The sequence below is a fragment of the Providencia sp. PROV080 genome (assembly GCF_033688105.1).
In the GTDB taxonomy this organism is placed as follows: domain Bacteria; phylum Pseudomonadota; class Gammaproteobacteria; order Enterobacterales; family Enterobacteriaceae; genus Providencia; species Providencia zhejiangensis.
On the sequence record NZ_CP096346.1, the window covers coordinates 3773035 to 3784841 of the forward strand.

General features: G+C 44.0%; 10 protein-coding genes. 3 read left to right on the forward strand and 7 right to left on the reverse strand.

Annotation, left to right across the window (positions count from 1 at the left end):
• Window position 1: 1 nt before the first annotated feature.
• Window positions 2-973, reverse strand: a complete 972-nt coding sequence (locus M1F03_RS16975; RefSeq protein ID WP_163863196.1) for an HlyD family secretion protein — start codon at window positions 971-973, stop codon at window positions 2-4.
• 240 nt (window positions 974-1213) lie between these two features.
• Here M1F03_RS16975 and M1F03_RS16980 point away from each other — a divergent pair, with 240 nt between their 5' ends.
• From M1F03_RS16980 to M1F03_RS16990, 3 genes are all read left to right on the forward strand, one after another.
• Window positions 1214-2899: a sensor histidine kinase gene (locus M1F03_RS16980; protein WP_154622839.1), complete on the forward strand. Its 1686-nt coding sequence runs from the start codon at window positions 1214-1216 to the stop codon at window positions 2897-2899.
• Window positions 2900-2914: 15 nt separating this feature from the next.
• Complete coding sequence (gene btsR / locus M1F03_RS16985; protein ID WP_154622840.1) at window positions 2915-3631, forward strand: two-component system response regulator BtsR; 717 nt, start codon at window positions 2915-2917, stop codon at window positions 3629-3631.
• Between the two features lie 102 nt (window positions 3632-3733).
• A complete protein-coding gene (locus M1F03_RS16990; protein WP_154622841.1) occupies window positions 3734-4108 on the forward strand; it encodes a YjaA family stress response protein in 375 nt (124 codons plus the stop codon).
• A gap of 237 nt (window positions 4109-4345) precedes the next feature.
• Here M1F03_RS16990 and M1F03_RS16995 read toward each other — a convergent pair whose 3' ends face one another.
• The 6 genes from M1F03_RS16995 to rbfA all read right to left on the reverse strand — a co-directional run bounded on the left by M1F03_RS16995 (window position 4346) and on the right by rbfA (window position 11714).
• Window positions 4346-6277: a DEAD/DEAH family ATP-dependent RNA helicase gene (locus tag M1F03_RS16995; RefSeq protein ID WP_154622842.1), complete on the reverse strand. Its 1932-nt coding sequence runs from the start codon at window positions 6275-6277 to the stop codon at window positions 4346-4348.
• 169 nt (window positions 6278-6446) lie between these two features.
• Complete coding sequence (gene nlpI, locus M1F03_RS17000; protein ID WP_154622843.1) at window positions 6447-7364, reverse strand: lipoprotein NlpI; 918 nt, start codon at window positions 7362-7364, stop codon at window positions 6447-6449.
• Between the two features lie 78 nt (window positions 7365-7442).
• Window positions 7443-9566 carry a polyribonucleotide nucleotidyltransferase gene (gene pnp, locus M1F03_RS17005; protein WP_154622844.1) on the reverse strand — a complete coding sequence of 708 codons (2124 nt, stop codon included), beginning with the start codon at window positions 9564-9566 and terminating at the stop codon, window positions 7443-7445.
• Window positions 9567-9967: 401 nt separating this feature from the next.
• Window positions 9968-10237 carry a 30S ribosomal protein S15 gene (rpsO, locus tag M1F03_RS17010; RefSeq protein WP_154622845.1) on the reverse strand — a complete coding sequence of 90 codons (270 nt, stop codon included), beginning with the start codon at window positions 10235-10237 and terminating at the stop codon, window positions 9968-9970.
• Between the two features lie 122 nt (window positions 10238-10359).
• Window positions 10360-11304: a tRNA pseudouridine(55) synthase TruB gene (gene truB / locus M1F03_RS17015; RefSeq protein WP_318840026.1), complete on the reverse strand. Its 945-nt coding sequence runs from the start codon at window positions 11302-11304 to the stop codon at window positions 10360-10362.
• Entirely contained in the window at window positions 11304-11714 is a 411-nt protein-coding gene (rbfA, locus tag M1F03_RS17020) for a 30S ribosome-binding factor RbfA (protein ID WP_154622847.1), read from the reverse strand. Before rbfA ends, truB begins: the two co-directional genes overlap by 1 nt.
• Window positions 11715-11807 lie beyond the last annotated feature (93 nt).

Below are 11807 nucleotides of genomic sequence, written 5' to 3' on the forward strand. Positions count from 1 at the left end.
TTTATTTATCCCAGCGCCATAACACGCTCATACCCGGTCTTAAGCCATCAACCGGTTCTAATGGATACAAACGAACTTCAAAGGTTTTCAAATCGAAATCCCCTGTCGCACGTGTTGCCCTTTTTGTTGCGTAATCCCCTTTTGGTGCGATATAACGAACCTCTGCTTCAATTTTTTTATCGCCTAAAGCGGGAACATCAAGTTGAATCTTGTCACCTTTTTTAATATCAACGAGGATATCTTCACGCAAGTTATAAATAAAATAAGCCTGTGGGATGCGGACCATGGTCATTAATGGGCTACCTGCATTGAAAATTTCACCAATTTCCGCGGGTATAGGCCCTATTTCGCCATCAACGGGAGCTTTCACTTGTAAGTCATCTAACTGCACTTGCAGCTCAGCCAGTTTCTGTTCAGCTTCACTCAGTTGTGCCGCATATTTTTGACGTAATTCAATACGGTCACCATTTTTGGCTTCTTCAAGCTGCGCCTTTGCGCCTTGTACTTGCTGGAAAGCCACCTCTTTTGCTTTACGTGCATTATCTAACTCATTAGCAGAAACGTAGCCTTTAGCAGACAAGTTATTTAAGCGAGTATATTCACGTGTCGCATTTTGATACTGTGAGTTAGCTTGTGCCAATGACGCTTGTAAATTACGAATTGTTTCTTCACGTGTTCCATTAATTGATTGAGCTAATTGCGCTTTCGCTTGGTCTCTCGCGGCTTTTAAAGCTGCGTATTGTGCCGTTAGTTCAGGGCTATCTAATGTTAATAACAATTGCCCTTTTTGAACGTCATCCCCGCGTTCCACATGGCGTTCAATAACACGACCTTTTGCCTTAGAGGTCACCATAACCTCAGGCGCATCGACTTCACCTTGCAATAATAAGAATTGATTGTGGGAATGGAAAAGTGCCGCCGCCGCTATCAAAATCAGCATCAACAAAATCAGTGCTATTGTTCTTTTTTTCATTATTAGTAAAACCCTAAATAATCACGGAGGAAACTATAATCATCAAATTATCGCAATAATTGCCGATACAGCGTTAATAAATTTGTGCGCAAGGTCACAAACAAGAGGGGGGAGATATAATATTGAAGCGACTTTCCCCTTATGTCAAATAAAGATAGCTAACTTTGACTAAATCGCTATTATTAAATCAGCAGCTTACGCTAAAATTGCGCGGCTAAAATGCCAAAATTGGAACCCTTTATGTACGAATTTGATCTCATTTTGCTGCTATTACAACAGATGTGCGTTTATTTAGTCATTGCATGGGCATTGAGTAAAACGCCTCTTGTTATCCCTCTATTAAAAGTCACTATCCGCCTGCCGCATAAGGTCATGTGCTACCTTATTTTCTCTGTTTTTTGTGTGATGGGAACTTATTTTGGCTTACATATCAATGACTCTATCGCCAATACACGTGCGATTGGTTCCGTGCTTGGAGGGCTACTGGGTGGGCCAGCGGTTGGCTTTGCAGTGGGATTCACTGGGGGATTGCACCGTTATTCACTCGGCGGTATGACCGCATTTAGTTGTATGGTTTCCACTATCGCCGAAGGATTGATTGGCGGTTTAGTGCATCGTTATTACATGAAACGAGGCCAAATCGATAAAATTTTTAACCCAATTACCGCCAGTTGTGTCACCTTTGTCGCTGAAATTATCCAAATGCTCATTATTCTATTACTGGCACGTCCTTTCGATGAAGCATTAGAACTGGTGAAAAATATTGCAGCGCCCATGGTGATTGCCAACACGATTGGTGCCGCTATGTTTATTCGTATTTTGCTCGATCGCCGAGCGATTGTTGAAAAATACACGACGGCCTTTTCGGCTCAAGCCTTGAAAATCGCATTATGTACAGATGGTATTTTACGCAAAGGGTTCAATACTGATAACAGTATGAAAGTAGCCAAGATCATCTATCAAGAATTAGAGATTGGTGCCGTCGCCATCACGGATAGAGAAAAGATTTTAGCCTTTATTGGTATCGGAGCCGATCACCACTGCCCAGGCACACCGATAGCTTCCGAGCAATCGCGGCGAGCGATCGATAATAATGAAGTCGTCTATGCTGATGGTAATGAAACCCCATATAAATGCTCTTTAAGCCCAACTTGTAAACTCGGCTCCGCGTTGGTTATCCCCCTTCGTGGGGAGAATGAGCGAGTTATCGGCACGATTAAACTCTATGAAGCGAAAAATCGTTTATTCAGCTCAATTAACCGCACTCTAGGTGAAGGCATCGCGAGCTTATTTTCAGCACAGATTCTCGCTGGACAATATGAGCGTAATAAACAATCACTGCTACAGTCGGAAGTAAAGCTACTTCACGCGCAAGTGAATCCTCACTTTTTATTTAACGTACTTAATACACTACAAGCTGTTATACGCCGAGACAGTCGGCAAGCTGGACAATTAGTCCAATACCTCTCAACATTCTTTCGCAATAACCTCAAACGCCCTGAACAAAATGCGACACTCGGTGAAGAATTAGAGCATGTGAATGCTTACTTACAAATAGAAAAAGCCCGCTTCTGTGAAAACTTACAAATAGCGCTCGATATTCCAGACACATTAAAACAGGTGCAATTACCGGCATTCTCGCTGCAACCTATCGTCGAAAATGCAATTAAACATGGCACCTCACAGTTATTAGATACTGGATATATTACAATAAGAAGCTATATACGCTGTGAACAGGTTTATATTGAAATAGAAGATAATGCAGGCCTCTATCAGCCCACAGCACAAAACGATGGCCTAGGAATGAGTTTAGTTGATAAACGCCTACGTCTAAAATATGGCGAGCAATATGGCGTTAGCGTGGAGTATGAACCAGAACAATTTACGCGAGTGCAATTACGGCTTCCCTACATGTTAAAGCAATAAAATGATTAAATTTATATGAATGTATTGATTGTTGATGATGAACCACTTGCACGGGAAAACTTACGTTGTTTATTAGAAGAGCATGATGATATTGAGATCATGGATGAGTGTGCTAACGCTATTGAAGCGATAAGTGTTATTCATAAAAAGAAGCCCGATGTCGTCTTTCTTGATATCCAAATGCCTCGTATCACAGGCCTTGAGATGGTTCGCATGCTTGACCCTGAGGATAGGCCGTATATCGTCTTTTTAACGGCCTTTAATCAGTTTGCTATACAAGCTTTTGAAGAACATGCCTTTGATTATTTATTAAAGCCATTAGAAAGCGAAAGGCTGAATAAAACTCTGAATCGACTACGTCAAGGTAAGCAGAAGCAAGACCTTGACGTTCTTAGCGATCATGAACCTCTAAAGTTTATTCCATGTACAGGACATAGCCGTATTTGGCTGATGAAATTAGATGAAGTTCAATATGTCACTTCACGCATGAGTGGCGTTTATGTGATGAGCACCCAAGGACAAGAAGGCTTTACTGAACTCACCTTAAGAACCTTAGAATTACGCACACCATTAGTTCGTTGTCATCGTCAATATTTAGTCAACATGACGCAGTTAAGTGAAATTTTGTTTGGTGATAATGGTCAAGCAGAGCTAGTCTTAAGCTCAGGGGAGCACATTCCTGTAAGCCGCCGCTATTTAAAGCCGTTAAAAGAAGCACTTGGATTAATTTAATGACTTTAAATGATACCAATTGCAGCTAGGCTGATTAATGTGAGTAAGCCTAGCCATTAACGCTGTAACCTGAAATATGACGAATATATAGGGAGATCACACATGGCTGACTTCTACTTACAGCTTCGAACCAACTCAATGACCTTAAAAAACTTAGAGACTCATGAGGAATACACCGCTGAAGGGGAATTCTCATCGTCTCGGTTAATTATTGGGGATTTCTACGTCGCGCAAAGCCTTCTAGTACAACTTATTGATGCCATGAAACTCAATGTTCGGCTTCCTTTAACGACTCATCACCGTATTGTGATACAGGCCTTAGAAAAAAATGAAGGTGGACTCAGTCCCGTTGAAGTCAGGCTATTAGAAGAAATTACGGTTGCAGCGTTTAATCATAAACTCAAAAAAGTGATTGTCAGCCATGACGAGTTACCCATGCCACAAAGGCAAGCGGAAGAGTTATTAGAAAACAACTAGTAGTAAAACCTATTGTTATCCACTTACTGCGTATACCCATTCACGCATAAGCACCAAAGTAGCCATCCACAAGGAAGAGTGACCGCTTGGCTGTATCTTAATCCGCAACACAATATAGAAAGCGATTGTTGCGACGATAGATTGAAATAATAAAAAAACCCGCAATCCAATGGAAAGCGGGTTTTTAGATCTTACCGATAACGTTTTACACTAAGAACTCGGTAAATGCGTGACTAATTACGCATTATGGCTAGCGCTACGACGACGTGGTGCGGCGGTATTGTGGTCTTCATTGCGACCACGTGGACCGTTGCTATTACCGCGATCACGGTTACCACCACGGCGGTTACCCCCCGCATTATCACGATCACCACCACGGCGGTTTCCACCATCACGATCGTGACGACGACCCGCACCGAAACCACCTTCATTGCCACCATCACGACGTGGACCACCACGACGCTCACGGCGCTCAAATGGTTGTGCATCACCAATCAATTGCATTTGTGTTGGTTTGTTCAGAATGCGCGCACGGCTTAAATGCGTTAATACGTCAGTCGGCATGCCTTTTGGTAATTCAATCGTCGAGTGAGTCCCGTACAACTTGATATTACCGATATAACGGCTGCTGATATCGGCTTCGTTAGCAATCGCACCAACGATGTGACGAACTTCCACACCATCATCGCGACCCACTTCGATACGATACATTTCCATATCACCAACATCACGGCGTTCACGACGACCGCCGCGATCACCACGTTCTGCACGCTCGAAACCATTACCATTACGGTCACGACGACGGTCATCACGGTCATTGAATTCACGACGTGGACGACGTGGTGCATCAGGTGGCAGGATCAGCGCACGCTCACCTTGTGCCATTTTCAGTAGTGCTGCTGCTAATGTTTCCATATCAACATCTTCTGACGGTGACAGTTTTTTCAGCAGTGCACGGTATTGATCTAAGTCGCTGCTTTCAAATTGCTGTTGAATTTTCTCAGCAAATTTCGCCTGACGACGTTCACTCAGCAATTGAGAATCTGGCAGCTCAACTTCTGGGATCGTCAGTTTCATCGTACGTTCAACGTTACGCAGCAAGCGGCGTTCACGGTTCTCAACGAACAGTAATGCGCGACCAGCACGGCCTGCACGACCTGTACGACCGATACGGTGAACATAAGATTCTGCATCCATAGGGATGTCGTAGTTAACAACTAAACTAATACGATCAACGTCAAGGCCACGCGCCGCAACATCTGTTGCGATCAGAATATCTAAACGGCCGTCTTTTAAACGTTCCAGAGTCTGCTCACGCAGTGCTTGGTTCATATCACCATTCAGTGCCGCACTGTTATAGCCATTACGCTCAAGGGCTTCAGCCACTTCTAGCGTTGCATTCTTAGTACGAACAAAGATGATTGCCGCATCAAAGTCTTCTGCTTCCAAGAAACGAACCAACGCTTCATTTTTACGCATACCGTAAACAGTCCAATAGCTTTGAGCAATATCTGGACGTGTTGTAATACTAGCCTGAATGCGAATTTCTTTAGGCTCTTTCATGAAACGACGTGTAATACGACGAATCGGTTCTGGCATCGTTGCAGAGAACAGTGCTGTTTGATGTTCTGCTGGGATTTGGCTCATGATGTTTTCTACATCTTCAATAAAGCCCATACGCAGCATTTCATCAGCTTCATCCAATACTAAACCTTTCAGTTTAGACAGGTCTAACGTACCACGCTTCAGGTGGTCAAGTAGACGACCTGGTGTACCAACAACCACTTGTGGTCCTTGGCGTAGAGCACGCAACTGAACGTCATAACGTTGACCGCCATACAGGGCAACAACGTTAACGCGGCTCATGTGTTTAGAAAAATCGCTCATCGCTTCAGCAACCTGCACCGCCAACTCACGCGTTGGTGCTAGGACTAAAATTTGCGGAGCTTTTAAATCAGGGTCGATGTTATGGAGCAGTGGCAGACTAAATGCAGCGGTTTTACCACTACCCGTCTGAGCCATACCCAGCACATCATTACCATCCATCAACAATGGGATACATTGTTTTTGGATTGGCGAAGGTTTTTCATATCCCAGGTCGTTTAGTGCAGTCAAAATAGACGCTGATAAACCTAAATCAGCGAAAGAGATATCAGTCTCGGTGGTCATGTAAAGGTGCCTCATACTTAATGGCGGCCAGTTTACATAACCGTGCGAAATTCATTTCGGTCATTTTCATTTAAAATGTGAACTGGCTCAAATTGTGTTATTAAACGAACAAATAGGCCGTCACCCCGAAGGATGATGACTCAAAAAATAATCATGAAATGTTCGTCAGCTATTGCTGGCCCGATTCTAAAAGGTCGTCTTGTTCTTGGCCTAACAGCGCCAATTCCAACAATGCATAGCGGTGTTCAACAAAGCTGTGGGCGTTGTTAGCCACCGTCAGTTTGAATAACGCAGTTGCGCTATCCTTATCCCCCAGACTTAGGTAATGCTTACCTAAATAGAAGTTAGTTTCACTGAGATGCTCAGCGAGCGAAGTGTTATCCGCAGAAGTTTCTTTCAAACGCGCCATCAATGTGTTCTCACTGATATTGCCTAGATAAAACTCTACGATATTCCAGCCCCATAGCCCTTTCTCCGCGCTGTTATAACGAGCAGCCAGGTTATCCTGTGCTACACGCGGGTCTATGTCTTTCTCTACTAGATAAAGCCATAGTGTACGAAAAGGATCATTTGGATCTATCTGATAATACGCCAGCAGATCATCCTGCGCTAATTTGTATCGGCCACCGTAATATAATGCGATGCCACGATTCATACGCGCGAAATTGTAAGTTGGATCAAGCTCTAATACAGAATCAAACGCTTCATAGGCGGCATCATAGTTGCCAGCCTGCGTAAAATATATTCCTAAAAAGTTAAAGATTTCAGGAATATCGGGACGAATAGCTAACGCTGTTGAAAAATCATTGCGCGCTAACGCCCTCAAACCGAGACTATCATACAACACTCCGCGCTCATATAAAAGCTGGGCGTATTCATCATCGGTCAAAGATCGGCTCGCAAGGATTTGTTCCATACGAGCCAATATTACTTCTTGTTGTAGTGAAGGTTGCAGAGGAACAGCAAATACCTCGTTTTTACGCCAATCTTTGTTACTGCATCCAAGGAGCACAAAAAAGATAAGCGCAGAGACCCCGCGAGTTAACGCGTTTAAGCCCCTAAACCGAAGACAGATACTGTTCAGCATACTCCGTCCTTACATTACCACTGTGTCAGCAAATTATGGCTATGCGCCCTAAAACATAGGGCGCTGTTCAGATTCAGCCTATTCTGCTGAGTCCTGCTGCTGTGCTGGAGTTTCTTCAGTCGCGACAGCTTCTTTCATGCTCAGGCGGATACGGCCTTGACGGTCGATTTCCAATACCTTAACAGGAACTTCTTGACCCATTTGCAGATAGTCAGTCACTTTCTCAACACGCTTGTCCGCGATTTGAGAAATGTGAACCAAACCTTCTTTACCGCCACCGATAGCAACAAATGCTCCGAAATCAACAATACGAGTCACTTTACCTTGGTAAATACGACCCACTTCAACTTCAGCGGTAATTTCTTCAATACGACGAATAGCTTCTTTCGCTTTTAGACCGTCGGTCGCGGCGATCTTCACTGTACCGTCATCTTCGATTTCGATGGTTGTCCCCGTTTCTTCTGTCAGAGCACGGATCACAGAACCACCTTTACCGATAACATCTTTAATCTTGTCCGGATTAATACGAATAGTATAAATACGCGGAGCAAATTCAGAGATCTCTTCGCGAGGACTGTTAATCGCTTGTTCCATTGTCCCTAAAATATGCAGACGAGCACCTTTTGCTTGGTTCAATGCCACTTGCATGATTTCGCGAGTGATACCTTCAATTTTGATGTCCATTTGCAGTGCGCTGATACCATCACGGCTACCCGCCACTTTAAAGTCCATATCACCCAAGTGGTCTTCATCACCTAGGATATCGGACAGAACAACAAAATCATCACCTTCTTTCACGAGACCCATTGCAATACCAGCAACAGCCGCTTTAATTGGTACACCAGCATCCATCAGAGCCAACGAAGCACCACAAACTGACGCCATTGATGATGAACCATTTGATTCAGTGATTTCTGATACCACACGAACAGTATATGGGAAGTCAGCATGGTCAGGCATAACAGCCAATACACCACGTTTTGCTAAACGACCATGACCAATTTCACGGCGCTTAGGTGAACCTACCATGCCCGTTTCACCGACAGAATATGGAGGGAAATTATAATGGAACAAGAAACGATCAGTATATTCGCCCATTAACTGGTCAATAACCTGTGCATCACGCTCAGTACCCAATGTTGCGGTAACCAGAGCCTGAGTTTCACCACGTGTAAACAGGGCGGAACCGTGGGTACGAGGTAGAACACCCGTACGCACGTCGAGAGCACGCACCATGTCTTTCTCACGACCATCGATACGTGGCTCACCACGAATAACACGGCTACGAACAACTTGTTTTTCTAAGTTAGCCAAAATTTCAGCAACTTCAGCGACATCAACGTTTTCGTCTTCAGCAACGATAGCAGCGGTCACTTCTTCTTTAATCAAGTCAACTTGCGCATAACGCTCTTGTTTTTCAGTAATGCGGTATGCGTCGCCCATACGGCTTTCAGCCAGTGCAGCCACTTTATCACGCAGAGCTTGGTTAACTGGCTCTGGTTGCCAATCCCATTTTTCTTTGCCTGCTTCTTTAACTAATTCGTTAATCTCTTTAATGACAACTTGTTGTTGGTCATGACCAAAAACAACAGCACCTAGCATTTGCTCTTCGCTTAACAGCTCTGCTTCTGATTCAACCATCAGAACAGCACCTTCAGTGCCCGCAACAACTAAGTCGAGACGGCTTGATTTCAGCTCATCTGCTGTTGGGTTCAGAACATATTGATCATTAATGAAACCAACACGTGCCGCACCAATTGGACCATTGAAAGGAACGCCGGACAAGGCCAGTGCAGCTGAAGCACCAATCATAGCGACGATATCAGGGTTAACTTGAGGGTTAACTGAAACAACCGTTGCAATGATTTGGATTTCGTTGAGGAAACCTTCTGGGAACAGAGGACGTAGAGGACGGTCAATCAAACGAGCGATCAGTGTTTCGCCTTCGCCTGGGCGACCTTCACGACGGAAAAAGCTACCTGGGATACGACCTGCCGCATAAGAGCGCTCTTGATAGTTAACCGTCAGAGGGAAGAAATCCTGACCTTCTTTAACTTTTTTCTGAGCAACCGCAGTAACAAATACTGCTGTATCATCCATATTTACCATCACAGCCGCCGTCGCTTGACGCGCGATCATGCCAGTTTCGATGGATACAGTATGCTGACCGTATTGAAATTTACGAACAATAGGATTTAACAAAATATCACCCTTTATTTTAGGCCACCTGAGCTTCTCTAGTGGCATTGGCTTTCTCTTCCTACTACAGCCTCGCGACTAATGAGAACACTGATGTTCATATAATCAATGTTCTCATTAGCCGCGCGAATCGGTGTAGCTGAAGAGGCGTTAATAAAACAATTAATTAGGAACTATAGCTTAGCATTTAAGTTAAGTATAATTCGAGTACTACTTCAACTTTATGTATAACTTTTAGAAGAAAAGGGGCCATTTGGCCCCTTTCCACTGAAACTGACTATAGTCGTCATATTTCGAGTTGCAGCGATGTTAACTAGGCTAATTTAAGCTAGCCACATAACTCTGCGCCTAGCCTTTCAATTCACTTATTGACTAGCTGCACCTAGAATTATTTAGAGTATAGATTAGCGACGCAGACCCAGACGCTCGATCAGAGCTGTGTAACGTGCGATATCTTTACCTTTCAGGTAAGCTTGCAATCTACGACGCTGAGCAACCATACGCAGCAGACCACGACGGCTGTGGTGATCTTTTTTGTGCTCTGAAAAGTGGCTTTGCAGGTGGTTGATTTGCGCAGTTAACAGTGCGATTTGCACTTCACTTGAACCAGTGTCGTTAGCATCGCGGCCGAATTCAGCAACGATTTTTGCTTTCGCTTCAGTACTTAGAGACATAATAAACTCCAAATGTATAAATGTATGTAATGAGACCCAATCTCTAATTTAGTATCTCACAGATTAAGCGCCGCTATTCTACGCTGCTTGTAGCAGCAAAGCAATAAGCGCCGCTATGCAGATTATTCATTTTCGACAACTAAACGCCGTGGGGCAATTCGTAGGTCTTCACTGATTAATGCGATACCAATAAAACGCTGCGCTGCACCACAAGTAATACGTACCATTGTACCTTCAGCAAGTTGACCGATATCCGCCCTGACCGGCTGGCCTTGCTTGAAATAAGCGGCCGTTTCGTCGGTCAAATTAATGACTGGAAAATGAATAACCGCGGCATCCATTGGTAGCAATAAAGGATCAAGTAACGACTCGAAAGTGCCTTCACCCTCATCAACCTTCGCTCTTAGTTCGGCGAGTTGCTCCAATGTAACCATACGTTCGTATGGATAATTAGCGACTTGAACTCGACGCAAATAAATCACATGAGCACCACAGCCTAACATTTCACCTAAATCATCTATAATTGTCCGAATATAGGTGCCTTTAGAGCAGTGAATTTCCAGCTCAAGTTCATTATTTTCTAAACGAAGAAATTGCAACTCATAAACCGCTATCGGACGGGCTTCTCGTTCAACAGTGATCCCTTTTCGTGCATATTCATACAATGGACGCCCCTGATGTTTCAATGCCGAGTACATAGAAGGCACTTGTAAGGTATCACCACGAAAATGCGCTAATGCAGCGTCCAGCTGAGCCTGTGTAAACTCAACATCGCGCTCACTAATAATTTCACCATGAGAATCAGACGTATCCGTACGTTGACCCAACCGTGCAATCACACGATAGCGCTTATCTGAATCGAGTAAGAATTGAGAAAATTTGGTTGCTTCACCGAGACAAACAGGGAGCATCCCTGTTGCAAGTGGATCTAACGCACCCGTGTGACCCGCTTTATTTGCATTGAAGAAGCGCCGCACTTTTTGCAGCGCATCATTTGAAGAAATATCCGTGGGTTTATCCAGCAGCAAAACGCCATGTATATCACGGCCGCTACGACGACGCCCCATTATTTTTCCTCTTTACTATCCGCATCCGCACGACGCATTTCATCATTGCGAATCACATTCGAAACTAAGTTAGACATACGCATACCATCAACCAGTGAGCTATCGTAAGAAAACGTTAACTCAGGAATAACACGTAAGCGCATCGCTTTACCTAGCAAAGAACGAATAAAACCTGAGGCTTCATTCAGAGCTTTAATGCCATCTTGCACCATTTGAGATTCATGCTCTTCATGAGAGATATTAAGGAAGGTAACAAACACCTTGCCATACGCTAAATCTCTTGAAAGCTCAACACCTGAAACCGTTGCCATTCCAATGCGGGGATCTTTAACTTCACGCTGCAAGATAATCGCAATTTCTTTTTGCATTTCTTGTGCTACGCGCTGAGAACGACTAAATTCTCTTGCCATCGTTATATCTCCTGACATTAAGGGGGGCATAAGCCCCCCAAATATACTCATCCTACTTTTAAGATGCCGTGTTGTTGACTACGCTGATTCGTC